The sequence below is a fragment of the Streptomyces changchenzhani genome (genome assembly GCF_039766235.1).
In the GTDB taxonomy this organism is placed as follows: domain Bacteria; phylum Actinomycetota; class Actinomycetes; order Streptomycetales; family Streptomycetaceae; genus Streptomyces.
Map to the genome: position 1 here is coordinate 610,049 of NZ_JBDHNH010000001.1, position 24,817 is coordinate 634,865.

Annotated in this window: 19 protein-coding genes and 1 pseudogene; 10 read left to right on the forward strand and 10 right to left on the reverse strand. The window is 70.2% G+C overall.

The features are described 5' to 3' along the window. Positions 1 to 10 precede the first annotated feature (10 nt). The gene (gene hslR, locus ABCR94_RS03015) at positions 11 to 388 is read right to left on the reverse strand and encodes an Hsp15 family ribosome-associated heat shock protein (RefSeq protein WP_347117375.1); all 378 of its coding nucleotides are present in this window, start codon (positions 386 to 388) and stop codon (positions 11 to 13) included. Between the two features lie 65 nt (positions 389 to 453). Then, a complete protein-coding gene (locus ABCR94_RS03020) occupies positions 454 to 2,517 on the reverse strand; it encodes a PhoX family protein (RefSeq protein ID WP_347117376.1) in 2,064 nt (687 codons plus the stop codon). Between the two features lie 188 nt (positions 2,518 to 2,705). Here ABCR94_RS03020 and ABCR94_RS03025 point away from each other — a divergent pair, with 188 nt between their 5' ends. The 3 genes from ABCR94_RS03025 to metG all read left to right on the forward strand — a co-directional run bounded on the left by ABCR94_RS03025 (position 2,706) and on the right by metG (position 6,760). Next, entirely contained in the window at positions 2,706 to 3,005 is a 300-nt protein-coding gene (locus tag ABCR94_RS03025; RefSeq protein ID WP_347117377.1) for a hypothetical protein, read from the forward strand. 113 nt (positions 3,006 to 3,118) lie between these two features. Further along, positions 3,119 to 5,014 carry a VWA domain-containing protein gene (locus ABCR94_RS03030; RefSeq protein WP_347117378.1) on the forward strand — a complete coding sequence of 632 codons (1,896 nt, stop codon included), beginning with the start codon at positions 3,119 to 3,121 and terminating at the stop codon, positions 5,012 to 5,014. Between the two features lie 117 nt (positions 5,015 to 5,131). Then, positions 5,132 to 6,760, forward strand: a complete 1,629-nt coding sequence (gene metG, locus ABCR94_RS03035) for a methionine--tRNA ligase (RefSeq protein WP_347117379.1) — start codon at positions 5,132 to 5,134, stop codon at positions 6,758 to 6,760. Positions 6,761 to 6,838: 78 nt separating this feature from the next. On the opposite strand, the gene ABCR94_RS03040 is transcribed toward metG, so the two are convergent. Together ABCR94_RS03040 and aspS are read right to left on the reverse strand one after the other, a co-directional pair. Further along, the gene (locus tag ABCR94_RS03040) at positions 6,839 to 7,294 is read right to left on the reverse strand and encodes a Uma2 family endonuclease (protein ID WP_347117380.1); all 456 of its coding nucleotides are present in this window, start codon (positions 7,292 to 7,294) and stop codon (positions 6,839 to 6,841) included. A 264-nt stretch (positions 7,295 to 7,558) separates the two neighbouring features. Then, the gene (gene aspS / locus ABCR94_RS03045; protein ID WP_347117381.1) at positions 7,559 to 9,325 is read right to left on the reverse strand and encodes an aspartate--tRNA ligase; all 1,767 of its coding nucleotides are present in this window, start codon (positions 9,323 to 9,325) and stop codon (positions 7,559 to 7,561) included. A 164-nt stretch (positions 9,326 to 9,489) separates the two neighbouring features. On the opposite strand from aspS, the pseudogene ABCR94_RS03050 reads away from it, so the two are divergent. Beyond that, a pseudogene (locus ABCR94_RS03050) lies at positions 9,490 to 11,636 on the forward strand (ATP-binding SpoIIE family protein phosphatase). On the opposite strand, the gene ABCR94_RS03055 reads toward ABCR94_RS03050, so the two are convergent. The 3 genes from ABCR94_RS03055 to ABCR94_RS03065 all read right to left on the reverse strand — a co-directional run bounded on the left by ABCR94_RS03055 (position 11,570) and on the right by ABCR94_RS03065 (position 14,343). After that, positions 11,570 to 12,667: an AI-2E family transporter gene (locus ABCR94_RS03055; protein WP_347117382.1), complete on the reverse strand. Its 1,098-nt coding sequence runs from the start codon at positions 12,665 to 12,667 to the stop codon at positions 11,570 to 11,572. The pseudogene ABCR94_RS03050 and the gene ABCR94_RS03055 sit on opposite strands and share 67 nt — an antisense overlap. 115 nt (positions 12,668 to 12,782) lie before the next feature. Beyond that, positions 12,783 to 13,742: a pirin family protein gene (locus tag ABCR94_RS03060; RefSeq protein ID WP_347117383.1), complete on the reverse strand. Its 960-nt coding sequence runs from the start codon at positions 13,740 to 13,742 to the stop codon at positions 12,783 to 12,785. A 139-nt stretch (positions 13,743 to 13,881) separates the two neighbouring features. After that, positions 13,882 to 14,343 carry an SseB family protein gene (locus ABCR94_RS03065; RefSeq protein ID WP_347117384.1) on the reverse strand — a complete coding sequence of 154 codons (462 nt, stop codon included), beginning with the start codon at positions 14,341 to 14,343 and terminating at the stop codon, positions 13,882 to 13,884. A 132-nt stretch (positions 14,344 to 14,475) separates the two neighbouring features. Between ABCR94_RS03065 and ABCR94_RS03070 the strand changes: the two genes are divergently transcribed. The 5 genes from ABCR94_RS03070 to ABCR94_RS03090 all read left to right on the forward strand — a co-directional run bounded on the left by ABCR94_RS03070 (position 14,476) and on the right by ABCR94_RS03090 (position 20,886). Further along, a complete protein-coding gene (locus ABCR94_RS03070) occupies positions 14,476 to 16,302 on the forward strand; it encodes an acyl-CoA dehydrogenase (RefSeq protein WP_347117385.1) in 1,827 nt (608 codons plus the stop codon). 146 nt (positions 16,303 to 16,448) lie between these two features. Beyond that, on the forward strand, positions 16,449 to 17,165 hold the full coding sequence (locus ABCR94_RS03075; protein WP_347117386.1) for a hypothetical protein: 717 nt from the start codon (positions 16,449 to 16,451) through the stop codon (positions 17,163 to 17,165). 133 nt (positions 17,166 to 17,298) lie between these two features. Further along, positions 17,299 to 18,591 (forward strand): M18 family aminopeptidase, encoded by a 1,293-nt coding sequence (locus ABCR94_RS03080; protein WP_347117387.1) that lies wholly within the window; start codon positions 17,299 to 17,301, stop codon positions 18,589 to 18,591. Between the two features lie 280 nt (positions 18,592 to 18,871). Continuing rightward, on the forward strand, positions 18,872 to 20,236 hold the full coding sequence (locus ABCR94_RS03085; RefSeq protein WP_347117388.1) for an AfsR/SARP family transcriptional regulator: 1,365 nt from the start codon (positions 18,872 to 18,874) through the stop codon (positions 20,234 to 20,236). Positions 20,237 to 20,400: 164 nt separating this feature from the next. Further along, a complete protein-coding gene (locus tag ABCR94_RS03090; protein WP_347117389.1) occupies positions 20,401 to 20,886 on the forward strand; it encodes an LURP-one-related/scramblase family protein in 486 nt (161 codons plus the stop codon). A gap of 6 nt (positions 20,887 to 20,892) precedes the next feature. On the opposite strand, the gene ABCR94_RS03095 is transcribed toward ABCR94_RS03090, so the two are convergent. After that, positions 20,893 to 21,669 carry a carbon-nitrogen family hydrolase gene (locus ABCR94_RS03095; RefSeq protein WP_347117390.1) on the reverse strand — a complete coding sequence of 259 codons (777 nt, stop codon included), beginning with the start codon at positions 21,667 to 21,669 and terminating at the stop codon, positions 20,893 to 20,895. Between the two features lie 199 nt (positions 21,670 to 21,868). Here ABCR94_RS03095 and ABCR94_RS03100 point away from each other — a divergent pair, with 199 nt between their 5' ends. Further along, positions 21,869 to 22,693 carry a maleylpyruvate isomerase family mycothiol-dependent enzyme gene (locus ABCR94_RS03100; RefSeq protein ID WP_347117391.1) on the forward strand — a complete coding sequence of 275 codons (825 nt, stop codon included), beginning with the start codon at positions 21,869 to 21,871 and terminating at the stop codon, positions 22,691 to 22,693. Between the two features lie 23 nt (positions 22,694 to 22,716). Here ABCR94_RS03100 and ABCR94_RS03105 read toward each other — a convergent pair whose 3' ends face one another. Then, positions 22,717 to 24,015 (reverse strand): MFS transporter, encoded by a 1,299-nt coding sequence (locus ABCR94_RS03105; protein ID WP_347117392.1) that lies wholly within the window; start codon positions 24,013 to 24,015, stop codon positions 22,717 to 22,719. Next, the gene (locus ABCR94_RS03110) at positions 24,012 to 24,713 is read right to left on the reverse strand and encodes a GntR family transcriptional regulator (RefSeq protein ID WP_347117393.1); all 702 of its coding nucleotides are present in this window, start codon (positions 24,711 to 24,713) and stop codon (positions 24,012 to 24,014) included. Before ABCR94_RS03110 ends, ABCR94_RS03105 begins: the two co-directional genes overlap by 4 nt. Positions 24,714 to 24,817: the final 104 nt, after the last annotated feature.

Sequence of the window (24,817 nt, forward strand, 5' to 3'; positions counted from 1 at the left end):
CCCCGCCCGCTCACGGACCCTGCAGGCGCTCCATCTCGCGCCGGTCGCGCTTGGTCGGGCGGCCCGCGCCCCGCTCACGTACCGCCACCGGCGCCACGAACTCGCGGGGCGGGGGCGGCGGGCTGTGGTCGACGTAGCACTCCGCCGCGACCACGGGACCGACGCGCTTGCGCACGATCCGGGACACGACCACGATCCGCTCGCGCCCGGCGTGGAACACCCTGACCCGGTCCCCGACACTCACCGCGTACGCCGGTTTGACGCGCTCGTCGTCGACCCGGACATGGCCCGCCCGGCAGGCGGACGCGGCCTGGGAGCGGGTCTTGGTGAGCCGTACGGACCAGATCCAGACGTCCATCCGTACGGTTCCCTCGTCGTCAGCAGCCATGGGTCGAGAGTAGAGGGCGCGGCCCGCGACCACACCCCGATACCCGGGCAGGCCCCCTCCGGCCGCTACACGCCGATGTCGCGCCCGTCCTTGCGCCAGACCGAGACGACCGAAGGGCGCACGATCCGGCCGGGCCCGTCCGGCCACACCGACGCGGGCTTCTCGACACTCGCACCGTCGATCTCGCCCGGGTGCTGCACGGAGACGAGCACCCGCCGGTCCTGGATGATCGGGCCGCAGGTCTCCGCGCCCTTGGGCACGGTCAGGAACTGCTTCAGCTCGCCGCGCCGCTCACCGCGCGTCGCGACACCGAAGAGGCCGTCGTGCGTGCCGAGCTGGTTGCCGTCCGTCGAGATCCACAGGTTGCCGTGCGGGTCGAAGGCGACGTTGTCGGGGCAGGAGATCGGGCTGACCTTGTCCTTGGGGAAGCCCGCGAAGTACGTCGACGGGTCGTTCGGGTCGCCCGCGACCAGGAACAGCCGCCAGGCGAAGCCGTCGGCGGACGGGTCGTCCCAGTGCTCGGCGAGCTCCAGGATCTGGCCGTGCTTGTTGAGGTTGCGCGGGTTGGCCTCGTCGGCTCCGGCCTTGCCCGGCTTGCCGCGGTCGGTGTTGTTCGTCAGCGCGATGTACACGCGGCCGGTGCGCGGGGACGGCTCGACGTCCTCGGGGCGGTCCATCTTGGTGGCGCCGACCTTGTCGCCCGCGAGGCGTGTGAAGACGTACACCTCTTCGGCCGTCATACCGGGTACGTGCGACACATCGCCGGTGGCGAGCGGGATCCACTGGCCGCCGCCGTCGAACTCGCCGTCCGTGGGGAGCTTGCCGGTGCCGTCGATCTCGGCGGCCGGTGAGTCGCCGCTGAGCTTGGCGACGTACAGCGTGCCCTCGTCGAGGAGCGTCAGGTTGTGCTCGCGGGCGGCCCGCGAGCTGCCCTTCTTCATCCGCTTCGAGGAGACGAACTTGTAGAAGTAGTCGAAGCGCTCGTCGTCGCCCATGTAGACGACGGGCCGGCCGTCGTCGGTCAGGCGCGGCTGAGCGGCCTCGTGCTTGAAGCGGCCGAGCGCGGTCCGCTTGCGGGGGGTGGAGTCCGGGTCGTACGGGTCGAGCTCGACGACCCAGCCCTGGCGGTGCGGCTCGTTCGGCTCCTGCTTCACGTCGAAGCGCTTGTCGAAGAGCTCCCACTTGCGCTCGGTGGCGCCGGTGCCGATGCCGTAGCGCTTGTCGGTGACGCTGGAGCCGTTGGCGAAGTACTGGTTGAAGTTCTCCTCGCCGTGCAGGGTCGTGCCCCACGGGGTGGTGCCGCCGGCGCAGTTGTTGAGCGTGCCGAGGACCTTGGTGCCGGTCGGGTCCACCGACGTCTTCAGGAGGGCGCTGCCCGCGGCGGGGCCCGTCAGCCTGAAGGCGGATGTGGTGTGCAGACGGCGGTTGAGGTGGTGGCGGGTGACCGGCGTGAGCTTGCCGGACTTGCGCTCCTCCTGGACGACGACGACCGACAGGCCGTGCGCGGCCCAGGCGGTCTCGACCTGCTCGCGGGTCGGCTTGGCCGGGTCGTACCCCTTGAACATCAGGATCTCGTCCGTGTACTCGTGGTTGGCCACGAGCACCTGACGGCCGTGCTCACCCTTCAGCGGCAGCAGGGAGAGGAAGTCGTTGTTGTAACCGAACTGACCGGCCTGCGCCTTTGCGGACTGCTTGTCCGCGTCGAAGGCCGGTGCGCCGCGCAGGATCGGCTCGCCCCAGCGGATGACGACGTTCTGCGCGTAGCCGGAGGGGACCGTAACAGCGTCGGCGGTGTTGGGTGCGACGGGTGCGAAGCGCAGCCCACGGGCGCCGTCGGTCTTGCCCTTGCCGAGCTTTCCGGCAGCCGTTTCAGGGGTGGCCGCCGTGGCCTGCGGGGCGCCCGGCCCCGCGACGAGGGCCGAACCGGCGGCGGTGGCGACGGTCACGACGGCGGCGGCGCGCATCATTGATCGTCTCGACAGGGCGCCGGCTATGACATCGCCCGCGTACTCGTTGTCGCTGGTGTTGGGGACCTCCTGGAAACAGGCGTCTCCGCAGCGGTAACGGCAGGTGAGCGCGGAGCGCGCACCCGAGTGCGGTGAACCGAGCAGCGGCAGCAGATTGCGCACGAACCCTCCAAAAGGGCTGTATGGGCTGTGTCTCGGCGCAGCCTGCGCCGACATCACCGACATCGTGTCGGGATGCTTCGGCGGTGACGTTAGGCGTATATGCCCGTGATCCGGCGGCCTCCGGGTGAACTCCGGGTGAATGCGGCACGGCCGGGCGGAAGTTGTTCGCGGCGCTACCATCGGTGACCATGCGCGACGAACTAATCGTGAATCCACGGGCCGTGCCGCTCGCCCCGCTCGACGACTTCCGGGATGCGACGGCGGGGCCGTGCGCCCCGCCGGACCGGTTCGGGCGGCATACGGACGCGTGGTGGGACACGATCGGGAGCGGCCGAATCCCGGAAGTCCTGGACGCGCACAGCCGGTTGGCCGTACGGGTCGCCGAGGCCGGATTGTTCGCCCCGGGGGCCGTTGACGGCGACCGGCAGGCCGGGATGTTCGCCGACGCGAGCCGGGCCCGGCCGGAGCGTGTTCGCCCGCCCGGATGACCCTCCCGGAGATCGCCGCCCGCGGCCGCTAACCTTACGTGTCCGCCCTGGCCAAGGATTATTTTCCGCCAGTACGGATATCCACCGCCCAACTCATGCGAAAGGCCTCGCCCATGGGCATTCGGAGCTTGCTGCGCAAGGTGTTTGGAAACGGCCGAGCGGAGCCCGACGAGCCGACGGCGGCCACAGTGCCGCCCCAGACCGAACGCACGCAGCCCGCGGAGACAGCAGCCGCGGAGTCGGCCGTCTCGGTGCCCGCACCGGCCAGGGCCGAAGCGGCAGCGGTCAAGCACAGTACGGACCAGTCAGCGGCGTCGACGAAGACCTCGAAGTCGGCCGGCTCGTCGGAGTCGTCGGAGTCGTCGGAGGCCGGCATCGCGGCGGATCTGGTGGCCGCGGCGTTCGACAAGCCGTCGGCGCGCAAGAAGCCGGCCGCGGACAAGGCCGGGAAGACGGAGAGCATCCCGGCCCAGGCCACGTCGACGGACACCGACCCGGGCACGGCCCCGGCGCCGGTCCCGGTCCCGGTCCCGTCCCAGGCACGGTCGGAGGTGACGGCGGACGAGAAGCCGGCCGTCGCGGCCGAGGACACGAAGGCCGCGGAGACGACGACTGCGGCGGAGCCCGTCGCGGCCGTAGAGCCCGTCGTGGCCGAGACCCCGGCCGCGCCTGCGGTCGAGGCGCCGGTCGAGGTTGTTGCCGTGGCTGAGGCTGTTGCCGTAGAGGCGCCGGAGACCCCGGCGGAGGCCACCCCGGCCGCCGCCAAGGCTCCGCGGAAGCCGCGGACGAAGAAGGCGCCGAAGGTGGAGGCGCTCACGACGGAGGCGGACGAAACCCCCGCCACCGTGGCAGCCACCGAGACCTCGGCGGTCGTCGAAGCGGTCGAAGCGGTCGTCGAAGCGGAGCCCAAGGCTGACGCCGAGGCCGAAGCTGTCCCGGCGACCCGTCCCAAGGCCCGGATCAAGCCCCAGCCGGCCGCCGCGGTCCCGGCCGCCGAGCCGAAGGCCACAGCGCCCGTGGCCGACGTAACCGCCCCGGAATCCCGTACCGAGGCCGTCGAGCCGAAGGCCGCGGAGCCCGTGGGCGTCGCCGAAGGTGAGGGTGAGCCCGAGACGGCCGCCGTGCCCGAGGCCGCTCCGGCCACCCGTCCCAAGGCCCGGATCAAGCCGCAGAAGGTCGCCGCCACCCAGGAGGCCGACAAGCCTGCCGCCGAGCCGAAGGCCACCGAGCCCGAAGCCGCAACCGAGGCCGACCCGGTCCCGGTCGCACCCACCGCCGCCGTCGCACCCACCGCCGCCGTCGCCGCCACCGACGGCGTACCCGCGCACTCCCTCGCACGCGTCAAGTCCCGCGCCCCCGGCCTCGCCGAGCACTACGCGGCCGCCGGTGCCGTGCTCGCCGAGCAGGGGATCGTGGGGGCCCGCGCCACCGTGTACCTCGTACTCGACCGCTCCGGGTCCATGCGGTCGTTCTACAAGGACGGCAGCGCCCAGCACCTCGCCGATCAGGCGCTCGGCCTGGCCGCGCACCTCGACGGTGACGCGGACGCGACCGTTCCTGTGGTGTTCTTCTCGACCGACATCGACGGAACCGGCAAGATCACGCTCGACGCGCACGAGGGCCGGATCGACGAACTGCACGCAGGACTCGGCCGGATGGGGCGTACGAACTACCACCGCGCCGTCGAAGAAGTCGTCGCGCACTACGAGAAGTCCGAGTCGACAGGCCCCGCGCTGGTGATCTTCCAGACGGACGGCGCCCCCGAGTCGAAGGCCGCCGCAGGCACCGCGCTCGCCGAGGCCGCGAGGCTGCCGCTGTTCTGGCAGTTCGTCGCCTTCGGCGACCGCGAGGCCAAGGGCTTCGACTACCTGCGCAAGCTGGACGTGGACAACGCCGCGTTCTTCCACGCGGGTCCGGCGCCGCAGGACATCGCGGACGCCGAGCTGTACGGGGAGATCCTGGCCGGATTCCCCGCCTGGCTGGCCACCACCGAGACCGACCAGGCCTGACCCACCCCCGCGCCCCGGCGGGCGCAAGCGCACGACCGGCTCCGGCAACCCACCAGGTTGCCGGAGCCACCCTTATCCGGGTGAAGCCATCCCCAGATGGCCGTTAGGATTTCGACCATGGCGGCCACTGGATCCGAGAAGCAGGCGACGAGCGAAGGCGCGAAGGCCTTTTACGTATCGACCCCCATTTACTACGTCAACGACGCTCCTCACCTGGGGCACGCCTACACGACCGTCGCAGGTGATGTGCTCACGCGCTGGCACCGCCAGCGCGGCGAGAAGGTGTGGTACCTCACCGGCACGGACGAGCACGGTCAGAAGATCATGCGCACGGCCGAGGCCAACGGGGTCACCCCGCAGGAGTGGTGCGACAAGCTCGTCGACGAGGCCTGGAAGCCCCTCTGGAAGCACCTGAACATCGCGAACGACGACTTCATCCGTACGACGGAGAAGCGGCACACCGACCGTGTGCAGGAGTTCGTGCAGGACCTCTTCGACAAGGGCGAGATCTACAAAGGCGGCTACGAGGGCCCGTACTGCGTGGGCTGCGAGGAGTACAAGCTCCCCGGTGACCTGATCGACGGCACGGGCGAGTTCGCCGGGCAGTCGCTGTGCCCGATCCACAAGAAGCCGGTGGAGCTCCTCAAGGAGGAGAACTACTTCTTCAAGCTGAGCGAGTACGGCCCCAAGCTCCTTGAGTTCTACGAGGCGAACCCGGGCTTCATCCAGCCGGAGTCGGCCCGCAACGAGGTCCTGAACTTCGTGAAGCAGGGCCTCCAGGACCTGTCGATCTCCCGCTCCACGTTCGACTGGGGCGTCCCGGTCCCGTGGGACTCCAAGCACGTCATCTATGTGTGGATCGACGCCCTGCTGAACTACGCCACGGCGGTCGGCTACGGCGCGGACCAGGCGAAGTTCGACGAGACGTTCCCGGCCAGCGTCCACCTTGTCGGCAAGGACATCCTGCGCTTCCACGCGATCATCTGGCCCGCGATGCTGATGGCGAACGGCCTGCCGCTGCCCGGCAAGGTCGCCGCCAACGGCTGGCTGATGGTCGGCGGCGAGAAGATGTCCAAGTCGAACCTGACCGGCATCAAGCCGCAGGACCTGACCTCGCACTTCGGCATCGACGCGTACCGCTGGTACTTCCTGCGCGCCATCTCCTTCGGCCAGGACGGCTCATTCTCCTGGGAGGACTTCACCGCCAGGTACACCTCGGAGCTGGCCAACGACTACGGCAACCTGGCCTCCCGGGTCGCCGCCATGGTCGGCAAGTACTTCGACGGCACGCTGCCCGCGTCGGCCGCCGACGGTGACGCCGAGCAGGCGGTCAAGGACGGCCTGACGAAGGCCGTCGCCGAGGCCGACCGGAAGATCGGCGAGGAGCTGGACTTCCAGGGCGGCATCCTCGCGGTGTTCGAGTTCGTGAAGCAGGTCAACGGCTACATCACGGAGCAGGAGCCGTGGAAGGTGGCGAAAGACACTTCGGAGGAGGGCCGGGCCCGCCTCGCGACGATCCTCTACACGGCCGCCGAGTCGCTGCGCGCCATGGCCGTCCTGCTGAACCCGGTCATGCCGGAGACCTCGCAGAAGCTGTGGGACTCCCTCGGCGCGGACGCGGCGCTGGGCGCGCTGACCGACCAGCGGGTGCAGAACGCGGCCGACTGGGGCGTGCTCCCGGCCGGCGCGACGATCACCAAGGGCGCGGTGCTTTTCCCGCGGTTGGAAGAGCCGAAGAAGGCGTAACGCGTGAGAAGGGGGCCAGGGACCTGTACGGGTCCCTGGCCCCCTTCGTCGTACGTACAGCCGTACAGCCAAACAGCCTCAGTGCACCCAGTCCTTGAGCGGCTCGGTGTCCAGCTCGATGCCGACCGGGTCGGGCAGCACGACGGACTTCCCGAACGACACCGTCGTCACCTGCTCGTACCGCACCCCGTCGGGCTGGGAGTGGACCTTGACCTCGCAGGCGTCGCGGTCGATCAGCAGATACACGGGGAGGCCGGACTCGGCGTACGCGCGCGGGCGGGCATTGCCCTTGTGGTACGTCTCGACCCGCAGGCCCTGTTCGGGGAAGAGCCACATGCCCGGCTGCGACTGAATGCAGATCTGCATCAGCCACGCGATGATCCGCCCGTGGTCGCCGTCCGGCGCAGCCTTGATCCCCATCTTCCCGTTGACGAACTCCAGCCGCAGCGCCTCATTCGCCCGTATGGCGTGGCGGGCAAGATCTTCGAATTCGTCCTGGGTCAAGACGCTGGACCGCCCCTCGACAACGCTCATGACGGCCTCCTCGCGAAATCGGTGACGGTCTCCAGACTACGGGCACGGAGCCGTGCGGCGGCGTACAGCCGTCATCGGGCGGGCCTTTCTCGTCATGGCTGGGTCCCACACCCCTGGAACGCGATGGGGCGCGGATCAGGTTGCCGTGCGGACACCAATCACCGGGGTACAACACCCCCGGCATGGAAGAAGGGCCCGGAACCTGATCGGTTCCGAGCCCTTTGTCCTTACTTGTCACGCCAGACCTATCACGCCAGTTGGGGCCTACTTGTCGGCCACCGGCTTGCGGAGCTGGATGTTGAGCTCCCGCAGGCGGGTCTCCTCCAGCGTCGTCGGCGCGCCCATCATGAGGTCCTGTGCGTTCTGGTTGAGCGGGAAGGCGATCGTCTCGCGGATGTTCGGCTCGTCGGCCAGCAGCATCACGATGCGGTCCACGCCCGGGGCGATGCCGCCGTGCGGCGGGGCGCCGAGGCGGAACGCGCGCAGCATGCCCGCGAACTCCTTCTCGACGGTCTCGCGCTCGTAACCGGCGATCTCGAACGCCTTGAGCATCAGCTCGGGCTCGTGGTTACGGATGGCACCCGACGACAGCTCGGTGCCGTTGCAGACGATGTCGTACTGGAACGCCAGGATGTCGAGCGGGTCCTTCTCCTCCAGGTCGGCGAGGCCACCCTGGGGCATCGAGAAGGGGTTGTGCGAGAAGTCGATGCGGCCCGTGTCCTCGTCCTTCTCGTACATCGGGAAGTCGACGATCCAGCAGAACCGGAACACGCCCTCCTCGAAGTGACCTGCGCGCTTGGCGGCCTCGACGCGGACCGCCGACATGACCTTCGAGACCTCGTCGAACTCGCCGGCGCCGAAGAACACCGCGTGGCCGGGCTCCAGGCCGAGCTTGGCGGTGAGCGCCTTGACGTCGTCCTCGGTGAGGAACTTCGCGATGGGGCCCGCGAGCGCGCCCTCGTCGCCGACGCGCACCCAGGCGAGGCCCTTGGCGCCGTGCTCGACGGCGTACTCACCGAGACCGTCGAAGAACTTGCGGGACTGGCCCGCGGTGTCCGGCACGGCCAGCGCGCGCACGTGCTTGCCCGCGAAGGCCTTGAAGCCGCTGTCCGCGAAGACGTCCGACACGTCGACGAGCTCCAGCTTGGCGCGCAGGTCCGGCTTGTCGTTGCCGTACTTGACCATCGACTCAAGGAACGGGATGCGCGGGAACGGCGAGGTGACCGGGGCGCCCTTGCCGAACTCCGTGAAGAGCTCGGTCATCAGCTTCTCGATCGGCTGGAAGACGTCCTCCTGCTCGACGAAGCTCATCTCGACGTCGAGCTGGTAGAACTCGCCCGGCGAGCGGTCCGCGCGGGCGTCCTCGTCGCGGAAACACGGCGCGATCTGGAAGTACCGGTCGAAACCGGAGATCATCAGCAGCTGCTTGAACTGCTGCGGGGCCTGCGGCAGCGCGTAGAACTTGCCCGGGTTCAGCCGGGAGGGCACCACGAAGTCGCGGGCGCCCTCGGGGGACGTCGCCGTGAGGATCGGGGTCGCCAGTTCGTTGAAGCCGAGCGCCACCATCTTGGAGCGGATCGAGGCGATGACCGACGAGCGCAGCATGATGTTGCGGTGCATGCGCTCGCGGCGCAGGTCGAGGAAGCGGTACTCCAGGCGCCGCTCCTCGTTGACGCCGTCATCGGCGTTGATGGTGAAGGGCAGCGGGCCCGCGGCGCCGAGCACCTCGACCTCGGTGACCTCGACCTCGATGTCGCCGGTGCCGAGCTCCGCGTTGACGTTGTCGGCGCCGCGCGCGGAGACCTTGCCGTCGATACGGACGACGGTCTCCTTGGTGATGGAGCTCAGGGCGTCGTTGGCCGGGGTGCCGGGGCGGGCGACGAGCTGCACCAGACCGTAGTGGTCGCGCAGATCGATGAAGAGGATGCCGCCCAGGTCTCGACGATTGTGCAGCCAGCCGCTCAGCCGGACGTCGGTGCCGACGTCAGAGGCGCGGAGCTCGCCGCACGTGTGGGACCTGTACCGATGCATCGTCGTTCATCCAGCCTTCGGGATTCGGGATCGTCTGGGCCCCCAAGGTTACCGTTGCGCGCAGCCCCTTTTTCTGGGGTTTCCCGGGGGCCCCGTCCGGAGGTGATTTCCCGGAGGGCGGACCTCGGACGGCCGGTCCGGCCACGACCTGTAAAGATGATGCAATGCGCACCGAGGACCTCCTGGCCGCCATCGCGACAGGCCTGTGGCGCTGGGACAACGCTTCGGGGAAGGTCACCCTCGACGCGGAGGCGGCCCGGCTGCTCGGCCTGCCCGCCGAGCCCGCGACGCTCGCGGAGTCGGCCGTACGCTCGCGTTTCCACCCCGTCGACTGGAACGAGATCAACGGGGTGGTGAATCTCGCGATCGCCGAGGGCACCCTCGCCGAGGCCCGGCTGCGGATCATGGACGAGGAAGGACGGCTGCTGCGTACGGTACGCAGCCGCTCCAAGCCCGTCGTCGAGGGCGACAACTACACGCTGTTCGGCACCATCCAGGAGGTCGCCGAGCAGCAGCCGGGCTCCGCCGCCCGCACCCCCGTCACCGGCGACTGGCGGCGCTCCCGGGAGGCCTTCCTGCTCGACGCGGGCCGCGCGCTCGCCGAGGCCCGCTCGACCGCGGAGGTGCTGCGGGTCGCGGCCTCGCTGTCGATGCCGGGGTTCTCGCCGGACGGCCTCGCGGTGTTCGGCGCCGCGGGCGGCCGGATCAGGATCATCGGGCAGCACGGGCACAACGCGGGCGACCTGGGCCCGTTCTCCGACATGCCGCGGGACATGGACTATCCGGCGGCCGAGGTGGTCCGTACGGGACGGGCCATCTATCTGCCGTCGCCCGAGGAGTACCGGCGCCGCTACCCGGCCGGCTGGTCGCTCACCCAGCGCTTGGAGCGCCGCTCCTGGGCGTTTCTGCCGCTGATCGTCGCGGGCCGCACCATGGGCGCCTGGATGGCGGGCTTCGCCCACCCGGTGGGCTTCACGCCCGACGAGCGCTCCGTCCTGACGACCGTCGCGCGGATGCTGGCGCAGGCGCTGGCGCGGGCCGGCATCGCGGAGTCCGAGCGCGAGCTTTCGCAGGGCCTCCAGCGGGCGATGATGCCGACGCTGGGCCCGGAGATCCCCGGCATGACGGTGGCCGCACGCTATGTGCCGACGGGCGGCGGGCTCCAGGTCGGCGGCGACTGGTACGACATGATTCCGCTGCCCAGCGGGCGCATAGCGCTGGTCATCGGCGACGTACAGGGCATGACGTGCACGCGGCCGGGCTGATGGGCCAGCTGCGGATCGCGCTGCGTGCGTACGCGTCGGAGGGGCACCGCCCGGACGCCGTGCTCTCCCGGGCCTCCCGCTTCCTGCACGGCATCACCGGTACGTACGCCCCCGACGACCACATCAGTCCGCGCTTCGCGACCTGCCTGTACATCGAGGCCGACCCCACCACGGGCATCCTCGACATCGCCCGCGCCGGCCACCCCGAGCCGACGGTACGCATGGCGGACGGGACGGTGCTCGTACGGCCCACCGCGGGCGGGCTGCCGCTGGGCATCGACGCGGACACGGACTACCCCACGACGCGGCTCGTCCTGGAACCCGGCGAGACGCTCATGATCTGTACGGACGGGCTCATCGAGACCGGCGGCCACGACCTCGACACGGGCTGGGCGAGGCTCCGCACCATCATGGAGGGGCACGCCGGGGACAACCTGGAGAAGCTCGCCGACACCCTCGTCGCAGCCGTGCACGGCCCCTCGTCGCACCACACCACGGGCCCGCTCGTGGACCGCCGCGAGGACGACATCGCGCTGCTGCTGCTCTGCCGCGAGGCACTCGACGACGGCCTGGAGCCCGGCACCCTGCCGTCGGGCGGCGACCGGGGCAGGCGCACCGCGCTGACCGTCGCCCAGGCCGAGCCGGAACGCATCGCCGGGGTCCGCCAGCAGGTTCGCGACCTGCTGCACGACTGGACGGACGCCGATCAGGTCGACTCGGCCGTGCTGATGGTCTCCGAGATGGTCACCAATGTCCTGGTCCACACGGACGGCGACGCGCTGCTGGTCGCCCAGGCGACCGGCTCGGCGGGCGGGCGGCGGCTGCGGGTGGAGGTCGCGGACACCAGCGACGAGCTGCCGCACCGGCGGCGCCCCGGCGAGATGGCCTCCAGCGGGCGCGGTCTGATGCTGATGGAGATGCTCGCCGACTCGTGGGGCGTTGACCCCAGGGGCGAGGGCAAGTCGATCTGGTTCGAGCTCTACGAGGTCGCCGTCGGCCCGGACACCGGCGCGGACCCCGGACCCGGGGCCGGGCCTGCCGCGTAACGCAGCCGGATCTCGGCGATCACCCCGACGGCCGCCGCGGTCAGCGGCACCGCGAGCAGCATGCCGAGGATCCCGGCCACGGTGGCGCCCGCGGCGATGGCCAGCATGACGACCGCCGGGTGCATCTGGACCGTACGGCTCTGGATCATCGGCTGGAGGACGTGCCCCTCCAGGAGCTGTACGGCCATGACGATCCCCAGCGCCCACAGCGCGATCACGAACCCGCGGTCGGCGAGCGCGACCAGGACGGCCACGGTCCCGGAGATGAACGCACCGAGGTACGGGATGTACGCGCCCACGAACACCAGCGCGCCGAGCCCGACCGCGCCCGGCACCCGCAGGATCAGCAGCCCGACGGTGATGCAGAGGGCGTCGATGAGCGCGATAAAGGTCGTCCCGCGCATGAACCCCTCCACGGCCTCGAAGGCCCGGCGGGCGACCGCCTCCACGGTGTCGGCCGTGCTGCTCGGCGCGAGCGAGCGCAGCGCGCCGACCGCGCGGTCGGAGTCCCGCAGGAAGAAGAAGATCAGCAGCAGCGCGAGGACCGCCGTGGCGACCACCCCGCCGACGATCCCGATCCCGGTGAGCACCCCGGAGGCGGCGGACCCGCCGAACTTGGAGACCAGGTCCTTGAGGCTGGACGACATGTCGTCCAGCGAGGTGCCCTTGGCGCCGAGCTTCTCGGCGAGGTCGGTGGTGGCCTGCTTGACCGAGGCGATGATCTGGTCACCGCTGTCGATCAGCGCGCCGACCACGATGTATCCGGCGCCGCCCACCACGGCGACCACCGCGGCGCAGGTCAGCCCGGCGGCCAGCGAGCGCTGCACCTTCATCTTGATGAGCCGCCGGTGCAGCGGCCCGAGCAGCGCGGTGCCGAGAATGGCGAGCAGCACGGGTGTGACGGCGGCCTTGAGTGTGACGCACAGCCAGATCCCGACGGCAGCCACGCCGGTGACGAGCAGCGCAACGACGCACCAGGCGGCGATACGTCGGGCGGGCTCGGGGAGCAGGGGATTCTGATTAACCGTCACCTACCCACCCGAACACGGGGAAGGGGCGGGGGCGCGGCAACGGGGACCAAGAGGGTGACGGGCCGAAAAAGCGGCCGGGTGGGTCGTGGCCCACCCGGCCGAGCACCGCCCAGGCTCAGGCGTGAGCCACCGGAACCGTCCCCAGACGCCCCGACTGGAAGTCGTCGAACGCCTGCTTCAGCTCGGCCTGGCTGTTCATGACGAACGGCCCGTAGTGCGCCATCGGCTCCCGGATCGGCCGCCCGCCGAGCAGCACGACCTCCATGTCCGGGGTGTTCGAGTCCTGCTGCTCGTCCGCCCGGACGACCAGCGACCCGCCGTCGCCGAAGACCGCGGTCTGCCCGAGGTGGATGGGGCGCCGGTCCGTACCGACCGAGCCGCGCCCGGCCAGCACGTACGCAAGCCCGTTGAAGTCCTCGCGCCACGGGAGCACGACCTCCGCGCCAGGCCGGATCGTCGCGTGGATCATCGTGATCGGGGTGTGGGTGACACCCGGACCCTGGTGCCCGTCCAGCTCACCCGCGATGACGCGCAGCAGCGCACCGCCGTCGGGTGAGGCGAGCAGCTGGACCTGGCCGCCGCGGATGTCCTGGTAGCGGGGGGCCATCATCTTGTCGCTCGCCGGGAGGTTCACCCACAGCTGGAGGCCGTGGAAGAGACCGCCGGACATGACCAGCGACTCCGGCGGCGCCTCGATGTGCAGCAGGCCGGACCCGGCGGTCATCCACTGGGTGTCGCCGTTCTGGATCGTGCCGCCGCCACCGTTGCTGTCCTGGTGAATAAACGTTCCGTCAATCAGGTACGTGACGGTCTCGAAGCCGCGGTGGGGGTGCCAGGGCGTGCCCTTGGGCTCGCCGGCGGCGTACTCCACCTCACCCATCTGGTCCATCATGATGAACGGGTCGAGGTGCTGGTAGTTGATGCCGGAGAAGGCCCGGCGCACCGGGAAGCCCTCTCCCTCGAAGCCTCCGGGGGCGGTCGTGACGGCCAGCACGGGACGCGGACGCGCCACCCCTTCGGTCGGTACTCCGACCTTCGGCAGGGTCAACGGGTTCTCTACGGTCACTGCGGGCACGACAGCCTCCTCCAGGTTGTTCATCATTCAACTTAGTTGAAGGGTGAACTTCCCGCAAGGGCGTCCTATTCCCCGGAGCCCCCAGCGGGCCCGGCCGCCCGCGCAACCCAGGCGCTAGCCGCCTGCGCGGCAATGGCGGTCAGCCATACATGCGGCGCATCGCGAAATCGACCATCTGCTCCACCGCCTTCGCGTCGAACACCATCCGGTGCTCGCCCTCCATGTCGAGGACGAAGCCGTACCCGGTGGGCAGAAGGTCGATCACCTCCGCGCCGGTGATCACGAAGTACTTGGACTCCTTGCCCGCGTACCTGCGCAGCTCCTTGAGCGAGGTGAACATCGGGATGACCGGCTGCTGCGTGTTGTGCAGCGCGAGAAATCCCGGGTTGTCGCCGCGTGGGCAGTAGACCTTCGACGTGGCGAAGATCTGCTGGAAGTCCTCGGCGGACAGCGATCCGGTGGTGAAGGCGCGCACCGCGTCGGCGAGCGAGGGCGGAGACGGCTCCGGATAGAGCGGCTGCTCCGGGTAGCCGCCCTGGGGCTGGGGCTGCGGCGCGTACTGCTGCTGCTGCCCGGCCTGGTTCTGGTCGTAGCCGTACATACGCGCAAGCGTACTCAGTCACAGATGCGCGATAAGAGGTTGCTTCTTATTACCGACGGGTAGCATGATGATAGTTACTGATTGGTATGCGTACGAGCATCCTGCCTCCCGAACCCTTACGGAGCCGTCGCCATGGGGCACTACAAGTCGAATCTCCGCGACATCGAGTTCAACCTCTTCGAGGTACTCGGCCGCGACAAGCTGTACGGCACCGGCCCGTTCGCGGAGATGGACGTCGAGACCGCCAAGAGCATCCTCGACGAAGTCACTCGTCTCGCCGAGAACGACCTGGCCGCGTCCTTCACCGACGCCGACCGCAACCCGCCGGTGTTCGACCCGGCGACGAACAGCGCGCCGGTCCCGGCCGCGTTCAAGAAGAGCTACCAGGCCTACATGGACTCCGAGTACTGGCGTCTGGGCATCCCCGAGGAGATCGGCGGCACCACCGCCCCCGCGACCCTGATCTGGGCGTACGCGGAGCTGATCCTCGGCGCGAACCCGGCCGTGTGGATGTACTCATCGGGCCCGGCCTTCGCCGGCATCCTCTTCACCGAGGGCACCGACGAGCAGAAGAAGGCCGCGAAGATCGCGGTCGAGAAGCAGTGGGGCTCCACCATGGTCCTCACCGAGCCGGACGCCGGCTCGGACGTCGGCGCCGGCCGCGCGAAGGCCGTGAAGCAGGACGACGGCTCCTGGCACATCGAGGGCGTGAAGCGCTTCATCACGTCCGGCGAGCACGACATGTCGGAGAACATCCTTCACTACGTCCTGGCGCGCCCCGAGGGCGCGGGACCCGGCACCAAGGGCCTGTCCCTCTTCCTCGTGCCGAAGTACGAGTTCGACTTCGAGACCGGCGAGCTGGGTGCCCGTAACGGCGCCTACGCCACCAACGTCGAGCACAAGATGGGCCTCAAGGCCTCCAACACCTGCGAGATGACCTTCGGCGACCAGCACCCCGCCAAGGGCTGGCTGATCGGTGACAAGCACGACGGCATCCGCCAGATGTTCCGCATCATCGAGTTCGCCCGCATGATGGTCGGCACCAAGGCCATCGCGACGCTCTCCACGGGCTACCTGAACGCGCTGGAGTACGCCAAGGAGCGCGTCCAGGGCCCCGACCTGGCGAACTTCATGGACAAGGCCGCCCCCAAGGTCACCATCACGCACCACCCCGACGTCCGCCGCTCGCTCATGACGCAGAAGGCGTACGCCGAGGGCATGCGCGCCCTGGTCCTCTACACGGCGTCCGTCCAGGACGAGATCGCCGCCACGGAGTCCGCGGGCGAGGACGTCTCGGCGCTCAGCGCCCTGAACGACCTGCTGCTGCCGATCGTCAAGGGCTACGGCTCCGAGAAGTCCTACGAGCAGCTCGCGCAGTCCCTGCAGACCTTCGGCGGCTCCGGCTACCTGCAGGAATACCCGATCGAGCAGTACATCAGGGACGCCAAGATCGACACCCTCTACGAGGGCACCACCGCGATCCAGGGCCAGGACTACTTCTTCCGGAAGATCGTCCGCAACCAGGGCGCCGCGCTGAACACGCTCGCCGAGAACATCAAGAAGTTCCTCGCGGTCGGCACCGGCGGCGACGACCTCGCCACCGCCCGCAACACGCTCGCCCAGGCAGCCGTGGACCTGGAGGCCATCGTCGGCGCCATGCTGACCGACCTCGCGGCCACCGAGCAGGACGTCAAGTCCATCTACAAGGTCGGCCTCAACACCACCCGGCTGCTGATGGCCTCCGGTGACGTCGTCGTCGGCTACCTGCTGCTCAAGGGCGCCGCCGTGGCCGCCGAGAAGCTGCCGACAGCATCCCCGAAGGACGTCCCCTTCTACACCGGCAAGATCGCCGCCGCGAAGTTCTTCGCCGAGAACGTCCTGCCGGGCGTCTCTGTGCAGCGCGCGCTGGCCGAGTCCGTCGACCTGTCCCTGATGGAGCTGGACGAGGCGGCCTTCTAGCCTCCTGGCCAACCTGCTGGGCAACCTCCGGGCCGACCTCCTGGGCGAAACGCCGCCAACGCCAGAAACACGCGCTTATAACGGGCCGGGGCCTTCTTTCCGAAGGTCGCGGCCCGTTGTCGGTGGCACGTGCGACGCTGGACAGCATGAGTCCCAAGGAATCCCGCAGAGGCGGAGGCTACTCCGTCCCGGCCGGCCGACCGTACGCGCTCAACGAGCTGCGCGGAAAGCTCGGCTCGGTGGGCGACCTGGTCCGCGAGCTGTACGACGGCTCACACCCCCTTGAGTACGAGCCGGTGGCCGACACCCTCTACATGGCGTTCAAGACGGCCGCCGACCTGGCCCCGATCAAGAGCCACACCGGCTGCGCCCAGCACCCCAACGGCGCCCTCGACCCCGAGGCCCCGGCGGGCTGGGGACGCTGCCTGCTGTGCAACGGCCGCCGTCGCCGTGGCGAGCGCAGCATCCCGCCGCCGGCCGAGCAGCGCCGCCTCGGCTACCCCGTGCCGGACCCGCCGTACACGCCGGACATCCTCAAGCACCACCTCCAGCTGGTCAACGACCGGGCCTTCGCCGTCTCCGTCTCCTCCCCCGCCGAGCAGTACGTCGAGCTGGCGGACACCCTGCACCGCGCGTTCATCGTGGCCCGCGAGCTCTCCCGGCCGCGGAACGCATCGGGCTGCTCCGAGCACCCCGGCTCGCCCATCGACCCGACGGCGCCTCCCGGCGAGGGCTGCCTGTTCTGCGTGGGCCGCCGCCAGCAGCAGCAACGCCCGCCCGGAGCACCGCGGATGCTCCCGCCGCTGCGCCGCGGCGAGCGCCGCACGATGCAGCGCCGGTTCGACCGCCCGCCCGGCCTGTAGGCCCGTAAAGCCCGCTGTTTCCCGCCCACTTCACCCCCACATCACCGCCCACTTCACCCCCACATCACCCTCGTGAAGTCCCTCCACCAGTCCCTGAGGCAGGCTCCTCGGGCCCCTAGTTATGGTGATCCCCATGAGCGCATCCGTCCGCTTCGATCGCGGCCACACCGACGACCTGATGACCTTCCTGGCGGCCAACCCGTCGCCGTACCACGCCGTGGCCGACGCCGCGGAGCGACTGGAGAAGGCCGGTTTCCGGCAAGTCGCCGAAAGCGAAGTCTGGGACGCGGCCAAGGGCGGAAAGTACGTACTGCGGGGCGGCGCGATCATCGCCTGGTACGTACCTGAGGGCGCCGACGCGCACACGCCGTTCCGGATCATCGGCGCGCACACGGACTCGCCGCACCTGCATGTGAAGCCGCAGCCCGACATGGGCACGCAGGGCTGGCGGCAGGTCGCCGTCGAGATCTACGGCGGGCCGCTGCTCAACACCTGGCTCGACCGGGACCTGGGCATCGCGGGCCGGCTGACGCTGCGCGACGGCACCCACCGCCTGGTGAACATCGACCGGCCGCTGCTGCGCGTACCGCAACTGGCCGTGCACATGGACCGTTCGGTCAACACCGAGGGCCTCAAGCTCGACAAGCAGCGGCACATGCAGCCGATCTGGGGACTCGGCCGGGCCACCGAGGGCGACCTGATCCAGTTCCTGGAGCAGGAAGAGGGCATCACCGAGGGCGACGTCCTCGGCTGGGACCTGCTGGCGCACAGCCTCGAAGCCCCGTCGTACCTGGGCCGTGACCGCGAGCTGGTGGCCGGCCCGCGCATGGACAACCTGATCTCGGTGCACGCCGGGGTCGCGGCGCTCACGGCCGCCGCCGGTGCGGACGCCGTCACCTGCATCCCGGTGCTCGCCGCGTTCGACCATGAGGAGAACGGCTCGCAGTCGGACACCGGCGCGGACGGTCCGCTGCTCGGCACCGTCCTGGAGCGCTCCGTGTTCGCACGCGGCGGCAGCTACGAGGACAAGGCACGCGCCTTCGCCTCGACGATCTGTCTGTCGTCCGACACCGGGCACGCCGTCCACCCCAACTACCCGGAGCGCCACGACCCGACGCACCACCCGCAGGTCAACGGCGGACCCATCCTGAAGGTCAACGTCAATATGCGGTACGCCACGGACGGCAGCGGACGGGCCGTGTTCGCGGCGGCCTGCGAGAAGGCCGAAGTACCCTGGCAGAACTTCGTGTCGAACAACTCAGTGCCGTGCGGCACCACGATCGGCCCGATCACCGCCGCCAGACATGGCATCCAGACCGTCGACATCGGCGTCGCGATCCTGTCCATGCACAGCGCCCGCGAGCTGTGCGGGGCCGACGACCCGTACCTCCTGGCCAACGCGATGACCGCGTTCCTCGAAGCGTGACCGGAAGCCTGAGAAGTCCCGAGAAGTCGAACGCACCGTACGGGCATGGCTGTTGCACGGCCGGGTACGCGAGGACCGACCGAGACGTACCCAACCAGGAACCACCAGCGTGCTGAAGCGGCGGCGCACGCCGCATCTGTCTGCTCCGGACGCCCCGATCGCGGTGGACCGTCACCGCCAATACGAGCGCCACGAGTGACACGAGTGATCCACGCACCGGCGTAGCGAAAGGGCAAAACCGAGCAGCACAACGGTATTCTTGCCTCCTCAACAAGGGGGAATGCCTGTGGAGTTCCGGTTGCTCGGAGTCGTATCCGTCGCCACCGAATCCGAAGAGCTTTCCCTGGGGCCCGCCAAGCGCCGCAGCATGCTGGCCGCGCTGCTGCTGCGGGCCAACACCCCAGTGACCGTCGACCAATTGATCGCGGCCAGTTGGGCGAACGAACCGCCCGCCCACGCCCGCACCGTCGTCCAGAGCCATGTCTCGCACCTGCGGACACTCCTGCGGGACGGCGGCGCGGCCGGGCGGGGTGTCGAACTCACCGCGCAAGGACCGGATGCGTACGTCCTGCACCTGACGGGCCCGCAGCTCGACGCGCACCGCTTCGACGAACTGGTGCGGCTCGCCGCCCATCAGCAGCGCCCGTCCGACAGCATCCTGATGCTGCGTGAGGCCCTCGCCCTGTGGCGGGGGCCCGCGCTGGCCGGCACCGTCGACAGCGAGCCATTGCGCGGCGCGGCCCACACGCTGACGGAGACCCGGCTGCGCACGATCGAGGATCTCGCCCACCGCTACGGGCAGTTGGGCGAGTACAACAGGGCCGTCACCGTGCTGCGCGCCGAGGCCGTCGCGCACCCGATGCGGGAATCCCTGGCCGGCGCGCTGATGGTGGCGCTGTACCGGGCGGGGCGCCGGGACGACGCCATCGACTGGTACCACCGCACTCGGCGGCTGCTCGCGAACGAGCTGAGACCGGCGCCCGGCCGGGTGCTCCAGGAGGCGTACGGCCTGATCCTCCGGCGCGAGGAGCCCGACCGGACGGACCACCGGCCGCGGACCGCCCCGGCCCCTCCGGCCCCTCCACCCCGGGAACACCTCCCGGCGCAGGGCCGCAGGCCGTCGGTGCCGCACCTGGGACTGGCCCCGCCCCCGGCGGAGACCGACGCCCCCGGCGAGCAGGCCGACGAGGCCGTCGGCCTCGTCAATCTGGCCGTCGCGCAGGCGGCGGGCGACGATCTGGCCGAGGCCCGCGACAGCTGCGCACGCGCCGTGGCCCTCGCCCAGCAGGCCGACGACCGCCAGACGGAGATCCTGGCCTACCAGCATCTCGCCCGGCACTGTCTGACCGCGGGCGCCCACGAGGAGGCGCTGCGCCACGCGGAGAGCGGTCTCGCCCTGCGCCTGGGTGACGGCTCCATGACCCGCCGCGTCCTGCTCTTCACCGCGCGGGGCGAAGCCCTGGCCGCGCTCGGCAAGTGCGAGGAGGCCCTGATGCAGCTGATGGGCGCCGCGGGCCTCGCGGAGCGCGAGGGGTACGACGAAGGCGCCTGCGGCGCCCTGTCCGTACTGCTGCGGATGACGGCCGAGGAGGAGTACCAGCAGCGCTACGAGCAGGCGCTGGCCCGGCTGGCTGCGGCCCGCTGAGCGAGCCGGGGAGCAGGTGCGGGCCCGGATCAGCGGGCCGCCGCCACCGGCAGGTGCCCGGCGGCCGTCCCCCCGCCCGCACCCGGCCGCCGCCCACCACCCGCCTGCCATACCTCCATCCAACATCACGTCCATAGCGGTCATTCCGGGGTAGGTATCCCGCCATGAAATATCTAGTGCGCGACAAGATCTTCGCCATCGGCGACGACTACTGGATCGAGGACGAGAACGGGCAGCACGCCTTCCTCGTCGACGGCAAGGCGCTGCGGCTGCGCGACACCCTGGAGATCAAGGACCCCACCGGCCGGGTCCTGATCACCCTGCGCGCGAAGATGTTCAGCCTGCGCGACACCATGACCATCGAGCGGGGCGACGAGCCGCTGGCGACCGTGCGCAGGAAGCGGCTTTCGCTGCTGCGCAATCACTATCGCGTGGAGCTCGTCGAGGGCACCGAGCTGGATGTCAGCGGGCGCATCCTGGACCGCGAGTTCACCATCGAGTACGACGGTGAACTGCTGGCCCACATCTCGCGGAAGTGGTTCCGGGTGCGCGAGACGTACGCGGTGAACGTGGTCCGCGAGGACGCCGACACGGCCCTGCTGCTCGCGGTCGCGGTGTGCGTGATCCGGATGGCGGAGAAGGACGACTGACCACCGTCAGGGCAGGCGGCGGTCCTTCAGCGCCGGGAACTGCTCCCGCGTCGTGGCGACCTTCGCCGGGTCGAGCTCGACGGAGAGGACCTCCTCGGCCGTCCCCGCCTCGGCGAGCACCTCGCCCCACGGGTCGACCACGATGCTGTGCCCCGCCTGCTCGACCCCGGCGTGCGTGCCCGCGGTGCCGCAGGCCAGGACGTATGCCTGGTTCTCGACGGCGCGGGCGCGAGCCAGCAGGGTCCAGTGTTCGCGGCGCCGGGCGGGCCAGCCGGCCGGGACCACGAAGGCCTCCGCGCCCGCGTCGACCAGGCCGCGGAAGAGCTCGGGGAAGCGCAGGTCGTAGCAGGTGGCGAGGCCGAAGGTGAGGGCTTCGGTCCGTACGGTGACCAGCTCTTCGCCCGCGGCCATCATCACGGCCTCGCCCTTGTCGAAGCCGAAACGGTGGATTTTCCGGTAGGTGCGGGCGAGTTCGCCGTCGGGGGAGAAGACCAGCGAGGTGTTGTAGAGCGGCCCTTCCGGGTCCCGCTCGACGATCGAGCCTGCGTGCAGCCAAACCCCGGCGTCCCGGGCCGCCTTGGACATCACGTCGTACGTCGCGCCCTCGACGGGCTCGGCCTCCGCGACGAAGGATTCGTACGCGAAAGCACCGACGGGCCAGAGCTCCGGCAGGACCACCAGGTCGGCTCCGCGCTGTTCGCTCACGAGTGAAGCGACGCGCTGCCGACGGGAATTGACCGATTCGTCCGGGTCTACAGCGATCTGGATGAGAGAGGCGCGCACAGTACCACCGTCCTGGCATTCGAGCCGTCACCACGGGCCTACGATCGTCACACCAAAGCACTGCCGGGGTGCCACGGGGCAGCGTAACTTAGCGTACGAGCCTCCCACGCAGCCCAGCCGGTCGGTCCCAAGCCGTCCTGTCCCGCCAACCGCCGCAGCCCAGCCCGCTCCACCGCCACTGAACCGCACGAGGGGTCCCGTGACCGTCCATCCCAGCCTCCAGACCTACGCAGACGCCTGGACCCACTCCGTCGAAGCCATATCCGAGCTGGTGACTCCGCTCGTCGAAGGCGAGTGGAACCGCCGCACACCGTGCCCCGGCTGGTCGGTGCGCGACATCGTCTCCCATGTCATCGGCATGGAGTCCGAGATGCTCGGCGATCCGCGCCCGATCCACACGCTGCCGCGCGATCTCTTCCATGTGACCTCGGAGTTCGCCAGGTACACGGAGATGCAGGTCGATGTGCGGCGCCACCACACGGCGCCCGAGATGACCTCCGAGCTGGAGTACACGATCATCCGGCGCGCACGCCAGCTCCGTAACGAGACCCGCTCCCCGGACACCAAGGTCCGCGCCCCGCTCGGTACCGAGCAGACCCTCGAACTGGCCATGCGGATGCGGGCGTTCGACATCTGGGTGCACGAGCAGGACCTGCGGGCGACGCTCGGCATGCCGGGCAACCTGGACTCCCCCGGCGCGTTCATCACCCGCGACGTGTTGTTGCAGGGCCTGGCGCGGGTCGTCGCGAAGGACGCCGGCGCCCCGGCGAACTCGGCGATCGTCGTCGATGTGCACGGCCCGCTCGAATTCATGCGCACGGTCCGCGTGGACGCCCAGGGCCGCGGCACGGTGGACGGCGCGCCGTCGCTGGGCCCGCTGGCCACGATCGCGCTGGACTGGGAGACGTACGTACGGCTGGCCTGCGGCCGGGTGCGTTACGAAACGGTCGCCGACCGGATCAAGGTCGAGGGCGACCACGACCTGGCAGACACGATCCTGCGGGCGTTCGCAGTGACGCCGTAACGCTGTAACGCTGTAACGCCCCACTACACAGGGACGTGCACCGCCTCGACGCGGCTGGCGACCAGATGGTCCCGCTCGCGGCGGGCCGTCCGCTTGCGCAGGCGCAGGATCTGCACGATCCCCAGCGCCTCAAGCACGAAGACGGACGCGAACGCGATCCGGTAGTTGTCGCCGGTGGCGTCGAGCAGCAGCCCCACCGCGAGCAGCGTCGTCATCGAGGCGGTGAAACCGCCCATGTTGACGATCCCGGACGCGGTGCCCTGGCGGTGCGGCGGGTTGGCCGGGCGGGCGAAGTCGAAGCCGATCATCGACGCGGGACCGCACGCGCCGAGCACCGCGCACAGTGTGATCAGCAGCCACATCGGCGCATGGTCACCGGGGTACGCGAGGGTGACCGCCCACAGCAGGGCGGTCGCCCCGACAGTGCCCAGGGCGAGCGGGCCGCGGGCCTCGTGGCGGCGGGCGATGACCTGCCCGAAGACCAGCCCGAGAGCCATGCTGGACAGCACCACGAGCGTCAGCAGCTCACCGGCCGTGACCCGCGAAAGACCCTGCGCCTCCACCAGGAACGGCATCCCCCACAGCAGCAGGAACACCATCGCCGGGAACTGCGTGGTGAAGTGCACCCACATCCCGAGCCGCGTCCCCGGCTCGCGCCAGGAGGCCGCGATCTGCTTGCGGACGTACGCGCCACCCGCGTGCTCGGCGGGCGCGGGCGCGTGCCCCTCGGGGTGGTCCTTGAGGAACAGCGTCAGGAGTACGAGCACGAGCACCCCGGCCAGCGAGCTGCCGGCGAAGGTCGCCGTCCAGCCCACGCCGTGCAGCATCCGGGCGAAGACCAGCGTGGAGACGAGGTTGCCCGCCATCCCGCACAGGGCCGCGACCTGCGCGATCAGCGGGCCGCGCCGGGCGGGGAACCAGCGGGTGCCGAGCCGCAGCACGGCGATGAACGTCATCGCGTCGCCGCAGCCGAGCAGCGCGCGGGCGGCCAGCGCGGTGCCGTAGGAGGGGGACAGGGCGAAGCCGAGCTGGCCGACGGTGAACAGCACCACGCCCAGGGTCAGGATCTTCTTGGTCCCCCACCGGTCGACCATGAGCCCGACCGGTATCTGCATGCCCGCGTACACGAGGAGCTGCACGATCGAGAACGTCGACAGCGCGGACGCGTTGACGTCGAACCGGTCGGCGGCGTCGAGGCCCGCCACGCCCAGGCTCGTACGGAAGCTGACCGCGACGAAGTACACGGCGACGCCGATGCCCCACATCGCGGCGGCGCGCCGGCCGCCGGGCGGATCACCCGGCAGCGAGACCGGCGCACTCATCGGTCGTCGCCCCTGACCAGCACCCGGACCCGGCTGACGTGCCGACGCACGCACTGGGCGGCGCCTTCCTCGTCACCGGCGCGGATGGCGTCGAGGAGCTCGGCGTGCTCGGTGATGTTCTTGGCGATGCGGTCGGGGTGCGCCTCCATGATGGTGACGCCCATACGCAGCTGCCGGTCACGTAGCTGGTCGTACAGCCGCATCAGGATCTGATTCCCGGCGTGCCGCACGATCTCGGCGTGGAAGCACCGGTCGGACACGGCGACCTCGGCCAGGTCCCCTTCCCGCGCACGTTGTCGCTGCACTTCCAGCAGCTCTTCCAGCCGTGCGATCAGCGCGGGGGACGCGGGCATGACGCGCCGCACGGCGAATTCCTCGACCAGCAGCCGGGTCTCGACGACATCGGCGATCTCCTGCGCCGACACGGCGAGCACGAGGGCGCCCTTCTTGGGATAAAGCTTGATCAGCCCCTCCACCTCAAGCCGCAGCAGTGCCTCGCGCACGGGCGTCCTGGACACCCCGACGGCGTCAGCGAGATCCCCCTCGGTGAGCAGGGTGCCGCCCTCGTAGCGGCGGTCGAGCACCGCGCGCTTGATGTACGCGTAGACGCGCTCGGCGGCGGGCGGCTGCTTGGCGGGGCGCCGCTTGGCAGGGTGAGAGGCGGGGGAACGGGGGACGGCGGGGGGTGCGGCAGGCATGCGCACAGCATAGATACAACACAGGTGCAACAGAAAGCCCTGTCCGCATCGCGGAACGGGGTGGGCGGAGAGTGGGTCGGGGAGCGAGCCGGGGAACGGGCCGG